19 protein-coding genes are annotated in these 17,066 nt (G+C 38.0%); 14 read left to right on the forward strand and 5 right to left on the reverse strand.

Annotation, left to right across the window (positions count from 1 at the left end):
- The 5 genes from IGJ19_RS00720 to IGJ19_RS00740 all read left to right on the forward strand — a co-directional run bounded on the left by IGJ19_RS00720 (position 1) and on the right by IGJ19_RS00740 (position 6,664).
- Positions 1 to 810 (forward strand): Cof-type HAD-IIB family hydrolase, encoded by an 810-nt coding sequence (locus IGJ19_RS00720; RefSeq protein WP_010734425.1) that lies wholly within the window; start codon positions 1 to 3, stop codon positions 808 to 810.
- 12 nt (positions 811 to 822) lie between these two features.
- Complete coding sequence (gene ftsY, locus IGJ19_RS00725) at positions 823 to 1,821, forward strand: signal recognition particle-docking protein FtsY (RefSeq protein ID WP_010734424.1); 999 nt, start codon at positions 823 to 825, stop codon at positions 1,819 to 1,821.
- A gap of 401 nt (positions 1,822 to 2,222) precedes the next feature.
- Positions 2,223 to 4,499: a bifunctional glutamate--cysteine ligase GshA/glutathione synthetase GshB gene (gshAB, locus tag IGJ19_RS00730; protein ID WP_430604292.1), complete on the forward strand. Its 2,277-nt coding sequence runs from the start codon at positions 2,223 to 2,225 to the stop codon at positions 4,497 to 4,499.
- A 352-nt stretch (positions 4,500 to 4,851) separates the two neighbouring features.
- Positions 4,852 to 6,336 carry a transposase gene (locus tag IGJ19_RS00735; protein ID WP_430604293.1) on the forward strand — a complete coding sequence of 495 codons (1,485 nt, stop codon included), beginning with the start codon at positions 4,852 to 4,854 and terminating at the stop codon, positions 6,334 to 6,336.
- Positions 6,337 to 6,349: 13 nt separating this feature from the next.
- A complete protein-coding gene (locus IGJ19_RS00740) occupies positions 6,350 to 6,664 on the forward strand; it encodes a hypothetical protein (RefSeq protein ID WP_071868051.1) in 315 nt (104 codons plus the stop codon).
- Between the two features lie 279 nt (positions 6,665 to 6,943).
- Here the strand turns inward: IGJ19_RS00740 and IGJ19_RS00745 are convergent, their stop codons facing one another.
- A complete protein-coding gene (locus tag IGJ19_RS00745) occupies positions 6,944 to 7,384 on the reverse strand; it encodes a YueI family protein (protein ID WP_071868050.1) in 441 nt (146 codons plus the stop codon).
- 383 nt (positions 7,385 to 7,767) lie between these two features.
- Between IGJ19_RS00745 and IGJ19_RS00750 the strand changes: the two genes are divergently transcribed.
- The 4 genes from IGJ19_RS00750 to IGJ19_RS00765 are packed head-to-tail and all read left to right on the forward strand — an operon-like array spanning position 7,768 to position 11,397.
- The gene (locus tag IGJ19_RS00750) at positions 7,768 to 8,718 is read left to right on the forward strand and encodes an ABC transporter permease (protein ID WP_071868049.1); all 951 of its coding nucleotides are present in this window, start codon (positions 7,768 to 7,770) and stop codon (positions 8,716 to 8,718) included.
- Positions 8,711 to 9,670 carry an iron chelate uptake ABC transporter family permease subunit gene (locus IGJ19_RS00755; protein ID WP_071868048.1) on the forward strand — a complete coding sequence of 320 codons (960 nt, stop codon included), beginning with the start codon at positions 8,711 to 8,713 and terminating at the stop codon, positions 9,668 to 9,670. Before IGJ19_RS00750 ends, IGJ19_RS00755 begins: the two co-directional genes overlap by 8 nt.
- Positions 9,667 to 10,422 (forward strand): ABC transporter ATP-binding protein, encoded by a 756-nt coding sequence (locus IGJ19_RS00760; protein ID WP_074800032.1) that lies wholly within the window; start codon positions 9,667 to 9,669, stop codon positions 10,420 to 10,422. Before IGJ19_RS00755 ends, IGJ19_RS00760 begins: the two co-directional genes overlap by 4 nt.
- A 21-nt stretch (positions 10,423 to 10,443) precedes the next feature.
- Complete coding sequence (locus tag IGJ19_RS00765; RefSeq protein ID WP_074800035.1) at positions 10,444 to 11,397, forward strand: siderophore ABC transporter substrate-binding protein; 954 nt, start codon at positions 10,444 to 10,446, stop codon at positions 11,395 to 11,397.
- Between the two features lie 68 nt (positions 11,398 to 11,465).
- Here IGJ19_RS00765 and IGJ19_RS00770 read toward each other — a convergent pair whose 3' ends face one another.
- Together IGJ19_RS00770 and IGJ19_RS00775 are read right to left on the reverse strand one after the other, a co-directional pair.
- Complete coding sequence (locus tag IGJ19_RS00770; RefSeq protein WP_254905451.1) at positions 11,466 to 11,588, reverse strand: hypothetical protein; 123 nt, start codon at positions 11,586 to 11,588, stop codon at positions 11,466 to 11,468.
- Positions 11,589 to 11,655: 67 nt separating this feature from the next.
- Entirely contained in the window at positions 11,656 to 11,952 is a 297-nt protein-coding gene (locus IGJ19_RS00775; RefSeq protein ID WP_010734416.1) for a hypothetical protein, read from the reverse strand.
- Between the two features lie 219 nt (positions 11,953 to 12,171).
- On the opposite strand from IGJ19_RS00775, the gene IGJ19_RS00780 reads away from it, so the two are divergent.
- From IGJ19_RS00780 to IGJ19_RS00800, 5 genes are all read left to right on the forward strand, one after another.
- Positions 12,172 to 12,750, forward strand: coding sequence for a GNAT family N-acetyltransferase (locus tag IGJ19_RS00780; RefSeq protein ID WP_010734415.1), 579 nt, complete (start codon positions 12,172 to 12,174; stop codon positions 12,748 to 12,750).
- Positions 12,751 to 12,797: 47 nt separating this feature from the next.
- On the forward strand, positions 12,798 to 13,157 hold the full coding sequence (locus tag IGJ19_RS00785; RefSeq protein ID WP_010734414.1) for an iron-sulfur cluster biosynthesis family protein: 360 nt from the start codon (positions 12,798 to 12,800) through the stop codon (positions 13,155 to 13,157).
- 18 nt (positions 13,158 to 13,175) lie between these two features.
- Positions 13,176 to 14,072 carry a metallophosphoesterase gene (locus IGJ19_RS00790; RefSeq protein ID WP_023518919.1) on the forward strand — a complete coding sequence of 299 codons (897 nt, stop codon included), beginning with the start codon at positions 13,176 to 13,178 and terminating at the stop codon, positions 14,070 to 14,072.
- A 450-nt stretch (positions 14,073 to 14,522) separates the two neighbouring features.
- Positions 14,523 to 14,756, forward strand: coding sequence for a type II toxin-antitoxin system RelB family antitoxin (gene relB, locus IGJ19_RS00795; protein WP_071868045.1), 234 nt, complete (start codon positions 14,523 to 14,525; stop codon positions 14,754 to 14,756).
- Positions 14,753 to 15,019: a type II toxin-antitoxin system RelE family toxin gene (locus tag IGJ19_RS00800; RefSeq protein ID WP_071868044.1), complete on the forward strand. Its 267-nt coding sequence runs from the start codon at positions 14,753 to 14,755 to the stop codon at positions 15,017 to 15,019. The genes relB and IGJ19_RS00800 overlap by 4 nt, the downstream gene beginning before the upstream one ends.
- A 118-nt stretch (positions 15,020 to 15,137) precedes the next feature.
- Here IGJ19_RS00800 and IGJ19_RS00805 read toward each other — a convergent pair whose 3' ends face one another.
- Entirely contained in the window at positions 15,138 to 15,761 is a 624-nt protein-coding gene (locus IGJ19_RS00805) for a helix-turn-helix domain-containing protein (RefSeq protein WP_074800039.1), read from the reverse strand.
- Between the two features lie 183 nt (positions 15,762 to 15,944).
- Entirely contained in the window at positions 15,945 to 16,679 is a 735-nt protein-coding gene (locus tag IGJ19_RS00810) for an MIP/aquaporin family protein (protein ID WP_074800041.1), read from the reverse strand.
- Positions 16,680 to 17,066: the final 387 nt, after the last annotated feature.

The following is a 17,066-nucleotide window of genomic DNA, read 5'->3' on the forward strand; positions in this document are numbered from 1 at the left end:
ATGATCAAATTAATCGCTATCGATTTAGACGGAACACTATTGAACGAAGAAAAGAAAATCTCATCTGAGAATAAACAAGCTTTGGCTCAAGCAAAAGCACAAGGGGTAAAAATCGTTTTATGCACGGGGCGTCCGTTAGCAGCGATGGCTCACTATTTACAAGAATTAGGTTTAGTCGAAGAAGGCGATTATAGCATTACCTTCAACGGTGGCTTAGTGCAGAAAAATGATACAGGTGAAATCATCGAGAAAAAAGCGATGTCTGTGTCTGATATCCATCGTCTTTATGCGTTGGCACAAGAACTAGACTTGCCGTTAGACGTCTTATCAGATAATGTCGTCTTGCAATTACCTAGTGCGCCTCAAAAGCAATCGATGTACAATGTATTAAACAACTTATTGCAATTCCAACCAGCAGTACTAGCTGATATCACAGATGAGTTTGTGTTGAACAAAGCAGTCATTGCCTATGAGCAAGAAGAACTAGATGCAAAAATCAAGGAGATTCCAAGCGCTTATTATGAGTCGTATGAGATTATCAAAACGCGCAATGTTTTATTAGAATTTATGCCAAAAGGCGTCACTAAGGCATATGGTATTTCTTTATTAGCGAAAGATTTAGGACTTGAACGTAGTGAGATCATGGCAATCGGAGATGAGGAAAATGATCTACCGATGATCGAATACGCAGGACTTGGTGTAGCCATGGAAAATGCGGTACCTTTTGTCAAAGAAGCCGCTGATCATGTCACGGCAAGTAACATCGAACATGGGGTAGCAAAAGCGATCCAACAATTTGTTTTAGTGTAAAGGAGGTATACTATGGGATTTTTTGATAAGATCAAACGAGCCTTTACTGGTGAAGAAGCACCAGAAGAAGTAGAAGTACAAGAGAAATATGACAAGGGTCTAGAAAAGACCCGTAAAACGTTCGGTGAACGAATGAATGAACTGTTTGCGAATTTCCGTACGGTCGATGAAGATTTCTTCGAAGAATTGGAAGAAACATTGATCGGTGCAGATGTTGGCTTTGAAACAGCCATCAAGATCACTGAAGCGTTACGCCAAGAAGTGAAGCTAAGAAATGCCAAGAAACCAGCTGAGATCCAAAATGCGATCATCGAAAAATTAGTTGAGCTTTATGAGCAAGAAGGCATCGATGAAGTCAATACATTGAATCTCCAAGAAGAAGGATTAACAGTGATCCTCTTTGTTGGTGTCAATGGTGTAGGAAAGACGACGAGTATCGGTAAATTAGCACATCAATACAAAACGGAAGGCAAAAAGGTATTGTTAGCCGCAGCAGATACTTTCCGTGCGGGTGCGATCGATCAGTTAGTCGTTTGGGGAGAACGTGCAGAAGTTGAAGTGGTTCGAGGCAAAGCTGGTGGTGATCCTGCGGCAGTCGTTTACGATGCCATCGAAAAAGCCAAAGAACAACAAGCAGATATTTTACTTGTTGATACAGCTGGACGTCTGCAAAACAAAGTCAATTTGATGAACGAATTAGAGAAGATCAAACGTGTGATCCAACGAGAATTACCAGAAGCACCACATGAGATCTTACTTGTGTTAGATGCGACGACAGGGCAAAATGCCATGGTCCAAGCGAAACAGTTCAAAGAAACCTCTGATGTGACAGGGCTAGTTTTAACAAAATTAGACGGTACAGCTAAAGGTGGAATCGTCTTAGCCATTCGTAATGAATTGCACTTGCCGGTCAAACTTGTTGGTTTGGGTGAAGGCATCGATGATTTAGAAGCTTTTGATCCAAATGACTTTGTCATCGGTCTATTTAAAGGCTTATTGAAAGAAGAATAAACAGTATATGAGCATAAGTTCATCTAAAGAGCTTGTAACAAAGGTGTTCAACTTCAAGAAATAAAAAAGAAGCCACGGGAATCGTTCTTTAAATTTCCGTGGTTTTCCCTTTATTTTTGAAGAGGTTCCGTTTGTTTCAGGCTCTTTTTTCTCCTTCCTTCCAATGGACTAGCGATATTCAAGGAACAATATTTCGAATATAAACCAAAAATGAACCAGCGATTTTTTTGACTGTCCTATCTGGCTATGTGCTATCTTGTTGTTCAGTTTGGAGTCATTTTCCTACAATATCAGGTGTTTTTTTAAAAAAACACCCCTTTTTTCTCATTTTCAAACAATTTCATTCTTTTTCTTGGCGGTTTTTACTATAATGAAACATATGAATTGGAGGACATTTAACCATGAACTATAAAGAATTATTACTGCATCCTCGTTCACTACCATTCATTAGTCAAGCCCGTTTTGGGGTTGAACGTGAAGGGCAACGTGTGAACTTCTCTGGAAAGTTGGCAACAACCGATCATCCTGAGATTTTTGGGGATCGTACGTATCATCCATACATCCAGACAGATTTTAGTGAAACTCAAGTCGAATTGATTACTCCGGTCACGGATTCTATCAACGAACTTTTTAAATACTTGGAAGCAATCTACGACGTTGCTTCACGCTCAATGGCAGATGATGAAATGATCTGGCCTTTAAGTATGCCTCCGGCTTTACCTGAAAAAGACGAAGAGATCATGATTGCGAAGCTTTCTAATTTTGAAGATGTCTTGTATCGTCGTTATTTAGCAAAGGAATATGGCAAACGCAAGCAAATGGTCAGCGGCATCCATTTCAACTTTGAGTTTGGCGATGATCTTTTACAATCCTTGTTTGTACAACAAACAGAGTTTACCGACTTTGCAGCATTTAAAACAGAATTATATTTTAAAACAGCACAGAATTTCTTGCGTTATCGTTGGTTGATCACTTATTTGTTTGGGGCGTCACCTCTAAGTGAAGACCACTATTTTGTCGGCAAACCAGCACCAGCAGAACCGGTACGCAGTATTCGTAATAGTTCCTATGGTTATACGAACCATCCGAATGTCAAAGTATCCTATGCGTCAATGCAACAATATTTAACCGATATTGAAAAAATGGTGGAAGAAGGCAAGTTATCCGAAGAAAAAGAATTCTATGCACCGATCCGTTTTCGTGGTGGAAAACGTGTAGCTGATTTAGCAAAATCAGGTATTCGCTATATTGAACTGAGAAATATTGATTTAAATCCTTACGCACGTGTAGGGATCAGTCAAGCACAAGTTCAGTTTTTACAATCGTTCTTAATGTATATGCTATGGATGGAACATGACGTAGCAGTCGATGCATGGGTCGAAGAAGGCGAGCAGCGAAATGAACACGTGTCGTTAGAAAACCCTATGGATCAAACTGCTTTTTATGATGAAGGAATGCTGCTTCTTCAAGGAATGAAAGAGATGCTTGTAGCTTTAGGACAATCCGAACGCCTACCATTGATCGATGACATGATCGCACAATTGGATCAACCACGTGAAACATTGGCAGGCAAGATTTATCAGCAAGCACAACAAACAAGCCAGCATGACTTTGCTTATACTTTAGGAAAACAGTATGAAGAAGAAAGTTATGAACGTTCGTATCAATTAGCGGGATTTCGTGACATGGAGCTGTCGACACAGATTCTGATGTTTGATGCGATCCAAAAGGGCATCGAAGTAAAGGTCATAGATGAATCAGATCAATTTTTACGTCTACAGCATCAAGAGCATATCGAATATGTGAAAAATGCCAATATGACAAGTAAAGACAGCTACATTGTGCCATTGATCATGGAAAATAAAACAGTCACTAAAAAAGTGCTAAAAGAGGCCGGATTCCGTGTACCTGAAGGAGCCGAATTTACTTCAATCGAAGAGGCTTTGAACGCTTATCCACGATTTGCAGAACAAGCCTTTGTTATTAAACCTAAATCGACAAATTATGGGTTAGGGATCACGATCTTCAAAGAAGGAGCATCTTTAGAAGATTACCAGGCTGGTTTAGCAATCGCTTTTCGTGAAGATACTTCTGTACTAGTTGAAGCATTCATGCCTGGAACAGAATATCGCTTCTTTGTGATCGATGGGCAAGTAAAAGCGATCTTACTTCGTGTTCCTGCCAATGTTGTGGGTGACGGAAAACGGACGGTGGAAGAACTTGTCGCTGAAAAAAACCTAGATCCATTAAGAGGCAGTCACCATCGTGCACCATTGGAATTGATCCAGTTAGGTGAACTTGAGCAGTTGATGTTAAAAGAGCAAGGACTAACCATCCATTCTGTACCTGAAAAAGATCAAATCGTGTATTTACGCGAAAATTCCAATATCAGTACAGGTGGCGATTCAATTGACGTGACGGATGAATTTTCCGAAGCGTATAAGCAAATTGCCCAACAAGCAGTAGAAGCCTTAGGTGCAAAAATCAGCGGGATCGACCTGATCATTCCAGATAAAGATATTGATCCTCAAACAGATGACCAAGCCTATGGCATCATCGAAGCCAACTTCAATCCAGCGATGCACATGCACGTCTATCCATTTGCTGGAAAAGGCAGAAGACTGACGATGAACGTGTTGGAATTGTTGTATCCTGAAGTGATCAAGACACAGAACTAAAATAAGTCATGAATAAGGGCTGTATCAAAAGTATTCAGCCACATTTAGCAACTTGATCCAAAAACAGCTTACCTGTTTGGATCAAGTTGCTTATTTTTTGAAATAATTACTACTGAGCACTGCTTATAGTCTAGGAGTGAAGGTATGACGAGTCGTCCAATCTCTACGATTAAAAAAGACAAAGGAGTACGACAAACTTGATAAAATTAGGTAACAACACCTATCTAATCGAACTTTCATCTTATAGATAGCAATGGTTTGTTACAATGTTTTGTGAAAGCGTTTTAAAAATGTAAGGAGGAATTTTTAGAGAAAGTAGTAAATAGACCAATATATATAAGGAGAACAACATATGAGTATTGAGATGTACCTGTCCGATTCTTTAGCCCAAGCTACGAGTGCCAGCCACTTCTGCCAAAAACAAGTCACTGATTACCAAAATCTCCAACAAGCCATCACTCAATTCACTTTACAAACGCCCAATCTCCAAGGGAAAACCTACGACGCTGCGAAAGCCTATTTTTCCCAAGTACTTTACCCACTCGTGCAAGGAGGAATCTTACTCTCCGAAGCGGTCGAGAAAGCAGCGAAACGATTTCCACAACAGTACATAGAACAAGTCGACTCCATTAGCTTGAAACAATCCGAATTAGAAGCACAGATTCGCCAAATGAATCAATATATCACTCAAGCCGAGGGAATAAGGCAATTGCTTCTTTCACCTTATATGCCAGAAGAACATCAAGGCTTTCAACTCAATCAAAATACATTGTTACTCACAATGTATCATGACTTGAAACACAAGCTGGAAGAAAAACTCCAAAAACTCTTAGCTTACAACCAAAGCTCCGCGCAGTTTTTTACAGAAATCAAAAGTCTCGAACAAGCAGTGAATCAAGGACTTGCCCAAACAAAAACTGCTTGGAATAGCCAAACGAAAACATTCTCTATGCCAAAAGATTTGTCCTGGACAACCACGATCCAAGACAAATGGCAACAAGCAGACAACGAGAAAAAAGGCATCGATCCAACTAAAAACAAAGAACTAGAAAAGTACAATGTCTATGCTCTCATTATTCACGATAGCGAGGGCAACCCACGTGTCTTTTGGAAAATCGAGGACAAGCAATCAGGCTACGGCATCGTGAACCCCGAGCTGTATCAATATGTCACGAAAGTAGGCCATTACTTAGACCCTGAATTGATCCAATTCATGACGTATGACACCTACCAAGAGAAAGTCAATGCAGCATGGCGTCAAGGTGTCAATTACGAAACCGGCGAAAAACTAGACCCACTCTTAGGCAGTCTCGTTTCTACCTCGCAATATGTCAAAGATGGCTATACATGGATCAACGAATCTGAACTCGGTCAAGCCTTGATGGTCTTAGGCTTTACTTATGCGTCTTACAAAGTATTGACGACTACTGGTGTGAAGCAGGTGGAGAATGGTAAGATTGAGGAGGCGAGTGGGTGGGATATTGATAAGTCATCTTGGAGTTTAAATAGAGAAGGTGCAAATATAAATGGCCGTAAATACTCTAGCCATGCTCTAGAAAGAATGGCACCTGATATACCAGAAGTTAGAGCACAATTGAATATTAGAGCACAAAAAATCGCAAAAAATATGGGATATATTCCTGGAACAAATGAGTATAGTGATTTCATAAAAAAATATGTACAGCCAAGGAATATTCCGCCATCAGTAATCGAAAATGCTATATCCAAGGGTGTGAAAACCCGTGGAAATCAAATAAATACATGGAAGTTAGAAACTAGTGATGTTACAGTAATAATTAATGATTTGGGATTAGTAATTACAGTGATTCCTAAGTAAGGGAGATAAGAAAATGAAATATGATGAGTTAGAATTGATGGAGCTTTTCCTATCAGAAGGTGAGAGTATAACTGATAATATAGGTGATGGTAATATCATGTATAAAATTTCCCGAGGTGATTTTAAGCTGAAAATCTTTATAAGGACTTATGAAAACCAAATCAGTGTATTTTTGACTTATAAAGAAGCAGATGTTTTTTATGGAGATTTTTACAATATTACAGAACTAAAAAAGAAAGACATGTATCTAAAGATTTTTAAAGAAAATCAGGAAATTGTAGAACTTTGTTTTGGGATGATGCTTTCAGTGAGTGTTAGCAATCAATAATTGTATGACAAAGGCACATATTTTAAATAGTTCATGATAAATCAAAATATGTGGAAACTACCTAGGAATGGAGCAAAAAATTGAAACTATTGAACCAATGAAACTACAAATCGTAAAAAATTAAAAACTTAATAACTTAATAACGATTGTAATAAACAAAAAAATCATCCACATTACTAGATTTATCTAGTTTGTGAATGATTTTTGTTTTGCTAGAGGAGCATCCGAACGCTGACAAGTTTTGATTAGAAACTCAAAAATTTAGTTTGCCTTTTGAAATCACTTGAATAATCGGTCCCAAAAGCTTTTTTTCTTGGGTACTTCTTCCTCTTGCTTCGTTGGATATTTTTCTTCTACATCGATCACAGGTTCATTCACTGCTTCTTTGCTTGCGATCAGTAGACCAATACTTTCCGGATCTTCGGAAACATGATCGTTTACAACCGTGAATTTCGTTTGATTTTTCGTTGCCAATTGGATGTATTGATTCTGGATATCCAGGGGTAAGGTCCCGTTTATCAGAATAAATGCTTCTGGTCGTTTCTCTAGTTCTTGTAGGAACTTTTCTTTATTTGTCGGCTCATTCATTTCAGCAACGGTCATACTGAGGTAGCAACGTTCACGAAAGGTACCTAGGTATTTATGCTGTTCTTCTGGGTTGACCAAGGGCGTGCCATACATTCCTTTGTCCAAATGATTTTTCAATTCATCTGATGCCATCCAATTTCCTCCTTTGTTGTTTTAAGTCATTATAACATAGAGGTTGTGACAGAAGCATTTTGACCTGATCAGTAAGCTAGAAAATTGAAAAATAGTTTTTCATATTTTGTCATTTTCTAGCTTAGTGTTGAAGGTTAGCTTTTGGATCACCGTGTAGCCAGGTGGTGAGAAAGTCGTTTAGCTCCAAGCATTAAGGCAGAAATTGAGAAATAGCTTCCCACATTTTTAAGGTCAGAAACAAAAATGAATTTTATTTTTGTATCGTACACGTATTCTAAAATTTATAGGGATTGCTCTTATTTCATTAAAAAACGGTTGCTTTTGTTCAATGCTTCACTTAGAATAAGAATGAGAATCATTCTCAGTTAGCGAGGTAAAGGGAAATGCGCGTGGGTCGCTTGATGGTTTTTTTAGTTATTTTAAGTATATGTTCGCTATTTATTGGCGTGTCTCGAGTGGAATTCATGGAGATTATCCGATTTGAAGGACAGAGTATGCAATTGTTGTTGGCGACACGTTTTCCGCGAACGATTTGTTTAGTACTGGTAGGGGCAACGAGTAGTATTTGTGGGTTGATCATGCAACATCTGACTCAAAATAAATTTGTTTCACCAACGACAGCTGGCACGATGGATAGTGCGAGATTGGGTATCTTAGTGGTGATGCTCTTTTTACCGAATGCTTCTTTGTGGATTCGTTCAGCAACTGCATTTTTATTTGCGTTTGCAGGTACGCTCTTATTTTTATCTTTTGCACGATTTTTTCCACAAAAAAATCAGCTGATGTTACCATTGATCGGCGTGATGCTAGGAAATATTATCGGCTCTGCTGCAACATTTTTCGCCTATCAGTTTCAGTTAGTACAAAACATGTCTTCATGGCTACAAGGAAATTTTGCAACAGTCATGCGGGGAAATTATGAATTATTGTATGTAACGATTCCTTTATTACTTATCTTATCTTTTTTTGCCTATCAATTTACGATCGTAGGCTTAGGTGAATCGTTCGCAGTGAATTTAGGGATGAATTATCGCAACATGCAACTACTAGGGATTGGTCTTGTTTCTTTAGCCAGTGCGATCACTTTGATCATGGTTGGGACGATTCCTTTCTTGGGAGTGATCATTCCAAATATCACAGCAAAGCTCTATGGGGATCAGGTACATAAAACGTTAGGAATTACCGCCATTTTTGGTAGTATCTTTTTGCTTATCTGTGACATGATCGCTCGTCTTGTGATTTTTCCTTATGAAATCCCAGTCAGCGTCATCGTAGGGATCATCGGTGGTTTGATTTTCCTTTACTTGTTAGTAAGGGGGCGCAAACATGGGTAAAAAGATCACTGGTCTATTTTTTATTTTGTCTCTACTCGTGATTGGTGTGACGATTGGTTATTTGACCATCAATACGTATGGTAATTGGGCATTTGCATGGGCCTTACGAAGCAAAAAAATCATGGCGTTCATTTTAGTGGCACTTGCGACGAGCAGTGCGACCGTTAGTTTCCAAACGATTACCCAAAATCAATTTTTGACACCTTCTGTGTTAGGGCTCGATTCCCTCTATGTACTTGTTCAAACCCTCCTCTTTTTCTTGATTGGTGGTGTGACGATGCTTCAGCAAACAGGCACAGGCTTTTTCTTAGTCAACGTGGCATTGATGGTTGGCTTAAGCCAGTTATTATTTTTCTTTTTATTACGAAAAGAAGCTCCTAACTTATTCTTATTATTGATGACTGGGATGATTTTAGGGACACTTTTCAATAGTATCAGTACGTTTTTACAAGTGGTGATGGACCCGAATGAATATGATTTGTTGCAAGGGAAGTTATTTGCTAGTTTCGGTAATGTCCAGACTGCCTACCTCCTACCTGCTGCATTGTTGATTGGCTGTTGTTGGGTGTTCCTTTTTTATAAAAGACATTTTCTGGATGTCTTTCATCTAGGGAAGGATCAAGCAACGAACCTTGGGATTGAGACAGAGCGTTTTCAATTTTCTATTCTTTGTTGTGTCAGCTTGTTGACAGGAACAGCCACTGCTTTGGTGGGACCAATCACCTTTCTTGGATTTATTGTCGCAAACGTCAGCTATCGTTTGTTTGCAACGTATCGTCATGGTGTTTTACTATTAGGAAGTTTTTTGATTGCTTTCTTGTTTTTGACTGGGGGACAATTGATCGTTGAGCAAGTGTTTGGGTGGAACACGACGGTCAGTGTGGTTGTAGAGTTCACAGGGGGTATTTACTTTATTACAAAATTGATTCGAGAAAGGAAGGAACTGGGATGATCAATTTGAATAGTGTCGAGAAGTCTTACCAAGGAAAAACGGTCGTCGAGGCCTTGCAATTGGAAATCTCGGATCAACAATTGACAGCCTTCATCGGTCCAAACGGCGCAGGAAAGTCAACCGTTCTTTCTATGATCAGTCGTTTGATTCCTAAAGATGCAGGTGAGATCTACTTGGATCACAATGAAGTAAAAGCTTGGAAGTCCAAAGAGATGGCAAAAAAACTAGCTATTTTGAAACAATCCAATGAGGTCAGTATGAAAATCACAGTCGAAGAGCTTGTATCGTTCGGGCGTTTTCCTTATTCGAAAGGAAAGTTGACAACGAAAGACCATCAGATCATCGAAGAATCACTCCAACACCTAGGGTTGGAAGAACTGAAGGACCAAACAATCGACACGCTTTCTGGGGGACAATTGCAACGAGCGTATATTGCGATGGTCCTTGCGCAAGATACTGATTACATTTTGCTGGATGAACCACTCAATAATCTCGATATGAATTTTGCGGTACAGATCATGCAAATTTTAAAACGTCTTGTACAAGAATTAGGAAAAACGATCGTCATTGTGTTACACGATATCAACTTTGCAGCGAGTTACGCAGATGAAATCGTCGCAATGAAACAAGGAAAGTTATTTAGACAAGGCAAAACAAACGACATTATCAAAAAAGAAGTACTAGATCAATTATACGAAATGGACATTCGAATCTGTGAAATCGAAGGACGCAGATTTTGTCTTTATTTCTAAAAACTACGAAGGAGCATCAAAATGAAGAAAATAGTTTTAGGATTTTTAGTCATGGCATCATTAGGATTAACAGCATGTGGAAATAACGAAGCACAAACGAGTGAAACAACAGCATCAAGTACTGTCGCAACGGATACAATGTTGACAGTCAAAGATAGCAACGGGGAATCTGTGGAAGTGCAACAAAATCCTGAGAAAGTTGTAGTGTTCGACAATGGATCATTAGATACACTTGATGCATTAGGTGTTGGAGACAAAGTCGTAGGAGCGGCAACTAAAAATCTACCTGCTTACTTAGAAAAATATCAAGAAGTTGAATCTGCTGGAGGAATCAAAGAACCTGATTTGGAAAAAATCAATGAGATGCAACCAGATTTGATTATTATTTCCGGTCGTCAAAGTGATTATCAGGAACAGTTGAGCCAAATTGCCCCGACACTATATTTAGCAATGGATGCAGAAAAGCCATGGGAATCGATGCGAGAAAATGTGACAACATTGGCAAAGATTTTTGATAAAGAAAAAGAGGCAGAAGAAAAATTAACAGATTTAACGAAACAAATTGATGAAGTAAAAGAGAAAGCCAGTGCGCTTGATCAAACAGCTTTAGTTACTTTAGTGAATGAAGGGCAACTTTCAGCATATGGTTCAGGTTCACGTTTCGGACTAGTTCATGATTTATTTGGCTTTAAACAAGCCGATGATCAAATCGAGGCGTCTACACATGGTCAAAGTGTTTCTTATGAATATGTTTTAGAGAAGAACCCAGGGATTTTATTTGTGATCGATCGTACCAAAGCAATTGGTGGAGATACAAGCAACGATAACGTAGCTGCAAATGAATTAGTGGCACAAACAGATGCCGGTAAAAATGATCAAGTAATTTCATTGCAACCAGATGTTTGGTATTTGAGTGGTGGTGGACTTGAATCAATGAACTTGATGATTGAAGACGTCAATCAAGCGCTAAAATAATTTTTCAATGAATACACAAGAAATGAACGAGTGCCTATCAACTAGATAAGTACTCGTTCATTTCTTATTCAATGGGTGATTGTTTGATCGTTAGGAAAATCTAGTGTAAGAGTAAATTCATTATCGACTTCATAAGGATCGATTCGTGGGGTTGGATCATGGAAAAAGTGAGCAAGCCATTGTCGGAACATAAGATCGCCTCCTTTGATTTGACTAAAGGATACAAGGCGAACCTTAGAGAAAGCTTAAAGCGTAAAATCAAGCGTGTGTTTCGGCTAATGCTTGATAATTGACGATCTTGACTTGACGATAAAAGTCAGCGGGTAGTTTTGACCAACGTTTCAAAAGTTGATAAAAATAACTATCTTCTGCTTTGATTTTGTACTCACTTAAAATCAATCCGAAGTAGTTTGGTTTTTTCTTTGCTAATTTGTGATAGATCGACAATGCTTTTTCTTTGTCTTCATCAACAAATAGTGTTTTGACTTCAATATAAGATCCTTCAATGTTCTGTGTTTCTTCAATAAAGTAAATGCTTTTTATATATTCTGTCATAAGTAAGACCTCCAGCGCTTGTTTAGTTGTTAAGATAACAATAGCTAAAATTTGTTAATAAATCGTGAACAAATAATTATTCTTTTTCAGCAATTGTTTAAGTTTTTTCGTTTATCAATATTTAATCTGTTATTTTAAGGAGATATTAAGTTTTGTCTTGCTTCTTTCCGTGAATTTCGATACAGTAATTTAAACTAAAGGAAAAGGTAGGGGATGCACATGGAATTATTGATCAATCGAAACTTAGTGTTTGCAGAAAATCGTGTCATAGAAACGGAACGTCTGATTTTAAGACCAATCACATTGGAAGACGTAGAAGATATATTTGAATATGCCCATGATGTAGAAACGACCCGCTTTGTTTTCCCTCGACATCAGTCGATCGAAGATACAAAAATCAGTGTTGCGAATTTTTTTATGGCATCACCGCTTGGAAAATATGCTATTGAATGGAAAGAAAACCGCAAGATGATTGGTACGATCGATTTGCGGATACAAGAAGGCGATGATACGGCTGAATTAGGTTACGCTTTAAATAAAAAGTATTGGGGAAAAGGAATCATGCCGGAAGCTGGAAAAGCGCTTCTGAAATTGGGCTTTGAAAAAATGGATCTCGTAAGGATCTTTGCTTATCATAATACGAAAAATAGTAAATCGGGACGAGTGATGGACAAGTTAGGAATGAGAGAAGAAGCTGTGATTCCTGATGCAAAACGAGAAAAAGGAGAAATCATTTCAATCGTTCTTAAAGGAATTACCAAAAAAGCTTGGTTGGAAGGTCACCCAAAAACAAGTTAGTTGCAACTTCGTACAAAAATCATTAAGCTAAAATTGAGGTGATTAAGATGGAATTTATCGTATCAAAAGAAGCGGAAGAACTGCTTCGTGGAAAAGTGAATGACAATGAACAATTATTGCTAGATGTAGAAGACGGAGATGGACCATTTGCGAATAGCCGGATCACTTGCCAAATCGATACTTCTTTTCGTCTGATTATTGTAGAAAAAGAAACATCGGCAGATCTAAGCTTATATTCTGAAGTAGTCGATACCCAAATGGGACCAATCAAAATCAAGAAAAGCGCACTCGTTTATTTGGATAATCCGACGACGTTAGCAGTAGAACCAACTTACAAGAGTCTGCAACTGAAAGGACCAGGAGGAATCATCAAAAATAACCTCCAAATCGTCACATCAACTATCTAAGATTTAGAAGGAAAAAGAATGGGAAATTTAGCGATCATCAGTGACTTACATGTGGACATCAATCAATTTGGCGAAGCTGAATTAATGCTCTTATGGGAAGTCTTACAACAAAAAAAGATTACTCGGCTTCATTTGGCTGGGGATACCGCCAATAAAGTCGATCGTTGTGTCGCAGTCGCTGAATTTTTTGCAGAGCGACTACCAACGACTTTCCATTTTGGCAATCATGAGTTAGCCGATGTTACTGGCGAAGCAATGATCAGTCATTTTCCAGACGTCCATTTTTTGAATGAGCGCTATATTCCATTAAATGAGAAAACCGTGTTATTAGGCATCAACGGTTGGTATGATTACCAATTCTCAGAAGAAAAAGACGTGAAGAAAATCGTGCGGATGAAGCGTTTGTACTGGTATGACCGCTTGATTGAGCGAGATGGAACGGATCTAGAAGTGAATGATCGAGTAGTAGAAGCAACACGATCATTATTGGATACGCTACACAAAAAGAAAATGAATGTGATCTTGTCAACACATTTTGTCCCAAAACAAGAATTCATTGTTTACCAAAACGCGCCTTATGAACGTTGGAACCAACTCAATGCGTTCTTAGGTTCAGCTTCATTTGGAAAACTACTCGATCAATACGATAATCTTCAACAAGTCGTCTTTGGGCATACGCATCGACGGTTTGAGGATAAAGTACTCCAAGGAACGACGTATAGTTGTCGGCCGTTTGGCTATTATTACGAATGGCAATTGACACGAGATTTTATCGATGAATATCAATTGATTGATCGTTACAATCCAATGAAATTACGCGTATTATTACGAACGCATCGTCCAGAATTTAAAGAATACCAGTTACAACATTTGAAAAAAGAGTTTGAACAAGCAGTAACAGTGATTGCTTACTGAAAATTTGAAGACCACCAAGTATCGATTTAGATGACACTTGGTGGTTTTTTATGTATTTTTTAGTTTTACTTCATCGATCATTCCCATTTATTCTTGATCTCCGCTACTTTATTCCACCAATCCTGTCCGGCAACTTCATCGATCGTGTAATCTAGCGATGTATCAGACAATAAGCTGCCAACTTCTTTTTTCAATTCACTTGTCTAAATGGACACTTAATCGTTCCTTTGTCTTATTTGTGTCCATAATGAGTTGAATTCTCTCTTTGATGTACAAGCTACGACCCTATTCTACACTTATTTAGGGGGATAGACGATAAGAATATTCTTTGTTTCTCTATGGATGAGTAGATGAAAAATCATCTCGATAAGTGAACACAATTGTGTTCTTTCGTTCGAGGGTATGTTATAATTAAAGTGCCTATGAATTAAATCAGAGGAGGGGAATATTATGGCAACAATTACAGTTCGTGTGACAGAAGATGAGAAAAAATTTTTGGATGAAATGGCTAAGTTTGAAGGAAAGAGTCTCTCTGAATTACTTAAAACAAAAACATTAGATGCTTTAGAAGATGCGTATGATGCAAAGATAGGAGATTTAGCCTATGAAGAGTATTTGAAAGATAAAAAATCAAATGATTTATCTGTTCTTTTAGAGGAGTATGATATAGGTGAAAAAAAATGAGCTACTCGGTAAGAACAACTCCTACCTTCGATAGGCAAATAAGAAAACTAGACAAATTCGAAGCAACAACTATATTAAGATGGTTACATAAACAGATCGAAGGCACAAAAAATCCTAGATATACAGGTAAGCCACTTGTGGGGAACTACGCAGGTAAATGGCGATACAGAATAGGAAATTATCGCGTCATTACAAAGATTGATGATGAAAAGTTGATTGTTTTAGCATTAGAAGTAGGACATAGAAAAAATATATATCTATAGTAGAATCTACTCCGAAGTGAATAGTTATACACTTCGGTTTTTTGTATTCAAATATTTTTCACCAAGTCAAACCAAAAAGCACCTTATTCAAAAAGGAATGAGATGCCTTTGTATTGAGTTATCTAACCGAGATTTTATTCTTATTTTTGATAAAGATAAAACTTATCACGCCGAACACGAAGAGTACCAAGCCTAAAAGTAAAGTATGAGTCATGCCGATTGGGTAAGGTGCTACCTGGCCTTGATTGAAAACAAATATTGAAAGATATCCGACAAACATAGAAACTGGCATAAAGATGATTCCAATGATATTAAGCCAATCAACAGATAAGGGGGCTTTTTCTTTTGATAATAATTTTCCAATAAAATAGCCAGCAATTCCAACTGCCTGAATAATCATTGAACCCCAAACATCTTCGAGGGCTTGTTCTGCATACCATCCAGAAAATGCACTGAATAGACCAATTGCAACAAAGGCTGTGGATGAGATGTAAAGAATCTTACTTATTATTTCTTTGCTTTGTTCGTCTTTATTCTCTACAGTTTCGATTCCTTTTAGAATATAATCTGTTGTTACTCCAAAAAATTCACTCATTAAAATTATTTTTTCTAAGTCTGGTGTACTTTGTCCGCTTTCCCATTTAGATACAGCTTGTCTTGAAACGCCCATCGTATCTGCAAGTTCCTCTTGAGATAGCCCCTTTGTTTTTCTCAAGTGTTGTATTCTTTCTGGCATGACCATCGTCAACACTCCCTTCTTTTCTGACTCTATTGTAACAATTTTATCAGTTGCGGAGCTACCATCTAGGTGTTGCGTTCTGCCAACTAATGGTTGCGAGAATGATTTTTAGATTTGAAATCAATAAAAAACGGAAATCTAAGGAATTGCTTCCAAAGATTTCCGTTTTTATAGTATTCATTAATTTTATGCCATAAATAATGCTTTGTAGAGAAATATTGCTACAATACCGGCACAAATCGGTGCCACAACTGGAACCCAAGCGTAATCCCATTGTGAAGAACCTTTATGTTTCAATGGTAACAACGCATGAACCAAACGAGGTGCAAAGTCACGTGCTGGGTTCAATCCAGGACCTGTAGGACCTCCTAGTGAAGCGACCAATGTCCAAACTAAGAAACCAAGAGCTAAGTGAGCTGTTCCTAAGTTATCTTGGAAGAAAGGTGCTTTTGTGATACCTAATGCGCCAAAGAATAAGACGAATGAACCGAAGAATTCGTTGACGAAACCATTGAATTTAGAACCAACACTGTTGATAGTTGAGAAAGTTCCTAAGACATGGTTTACATCTTCAGTTTGATCGTAATAAGGTTTGTAACAAGCGACCACGATCAATTGTCCAAGAGCTGCTCCAAGTAATTGTGCAACGATATAAGGTACGACTTCTGCCCAAGGGAATAAACCATTAGAGGCTAAAGCAATCGTAAATGCCGGATTGATATGATTTCCGCTAATGCCACCAAAAATCATTGCTGGCATCATCACACCAAAACCATAACCAACAGCAATCAGCATCCAGTCACTGCCATATCCTTTTGTTCCTTTTAAATCTACGTTTGCGACAGCACCATTACCTAAAACGATCAATAATGCTGTACCAAGTAGTTCCGCCGCTAGACGGGTCATAAGTGAATAATCCATAATACCCTCCATAAATTTATTGAAATATAAAAAAGAAACAACAACACAGCGGGTGAAGTGTTCCGTAAGAGGTGTACTTCTGTTGTCGTGATAAGTGCAAAATAAAAAACGACTTCTTTATAGAAAGAAATCCGAGCAACAGTCGACACATTGATAAAACCCTATGACACAAAACACCAACCCTAACTATAAATATATCAAAAATAAATAGTGAGTTTTATCAAATATTGTCGCTATCAACAAACATTTTTTGAAAATTTCAGAAAAAATGAAACTGAAATGGAACGAATAATCGCACGATGCACTGTGAGTGAATCGTCTACAAAAAGAAGGGAATTACTTTAATTGAATGCCTCCTTAGCTTGTCTGTTTTGGTGTTTCAATAAG

This window comes from Enterococcus sp. DIV1368b (genome assembly GCF_050529595.1).
In the GTDB taxonomy this organism is placed as follows: Bacteria; Bacillota; Bacilli; order Lactobacillales; family Enterococcaceae; genus Enterococcus_B; species Enterococcus_B mundtii.

Coding starts and splice junctions, on each gene's coding strand:
- IGJ19_RS00720 (WP_010734425.1), top strand. CDS start 1: ATGATCAAATTAATCGCTATCGATTTAGACGGAACACTATTGAACGAA.
- ftsY (WP_010734424.1), top strand. CDS start 823: ATGGGATTTTTTGATAAGATCAAACGAGCCTTTACTGGTGAAGAAGCA.
- gshAB (WP_430604292.1), top strand. CDS start 2,223: ATGAACTATAAAGAATTATTACTGCATCCTCGTTCACTACCATTCATT.
- IGJ19_RS00735 (WP_430604293.1), top strand. CDS start 4,852: ATGAGTATTGAGATGTACCTGTCCGATTCTTTAGCCCAAGCTACGAGT.
- IGJ19_RS00740 (WP_071868051.1), top strand. CDS start 6,350: ATGAAATATGATGAGTTAGAATTGATGGAGCTTTTCCTATCAGAAGGT.
- IGJ19_RS00745 (WP_071868050.1), bottom strand. CDS start 7,384: ATGGCATCAGATGAATTGAAAAATCATTTGGACAAAGGAATGTATGGC.
- IGJ19_RS00750 (WP_071868049.1), top strand. CDS start 7,768: ATGCGCGTGGGTCGCTTGATGGTTTTTTTAGTTATTTTAAGTATATGT.
- IGJ19_RS00755 (WP_071868048.1), top strand. CDS start 8,711: ATGGGTAAAAAGATCACTGGTCTATTTTTTATTTTGTCTCTACTCGTG.
- IGJ19_RS00760 (WP_074800032.1), top strand. CDS start 9,667: ATGATCAATTTGAATAGTGTCGAGAAGTCTTACCAAGGAAAAACGGTC.
- IGJ19_RS00765 (WP_074800035.1), top strand. CDS start 10,444: ATGAAGAAAATAGTTTTAGGATTTTTAGTCATGGCATCATTAGGATTA.
- IGJ19_RS00770 (WP_254905451.1), bottom strand. CDS start 11,588: ATGTTCCGACAATGGCTTGCTCACTTTTTCCATGATCCAACCCCACGA.
- IGJ19_RS00775 (WP_010734416.1), bottom strand. CDS start 11,952: ATGACAGAATATATAAAAAGCATTTACTTTATTGAAGAAACACAGAAC.
- IGJ19_RS00780 (WP_010734415.1), top strand. CDS start 12,172: ATGGAATTATTGATCAATCGAAACTTAGTGTTTGCAGAAAATCGTGTC.
- IGJ19_RS00785 (WP_010734414.1), top strand. CDS start 12,798: ATGGAATTTATCGTATCAAAAGAAGCGGAAGAACTGCTTCGTGGAAAA.
- IGJ19_RS00790 (WP_023518919.1), top strand. CDS start 13,176: ATGGGAAATTTAGCGATCATCAGTGACTTACATGTGGACATCAATCAA.
- relB (WP_071868045.1), top strand. CDS start 14,523: ATGGCAACAATTACAGTTCGTGTGACAGAAGATGAGAAAAAATTTTTG.
- IGJ19_RS00800 (WP_071868044.1), top strand. CDS start 14,753: ATGAGCTACTCGGTAAGAACAACTCCTACCTTCGATAGGCAAATAAGA.
- IGJ19_RS00805 (WP_074800039.1), bottom strand. CDS start 15,761: ATGGTCATGCCAGAAAGAATACAACACTTGAGAAAAACAAAGGGGCTA.
- IGJ19_RS00810 (WP_074800041.1), bottom strand. CDS start 16,679: ATGGATTATTCACTTATGACCCGTCTAGCGGCGGAACTACTTGGTACA.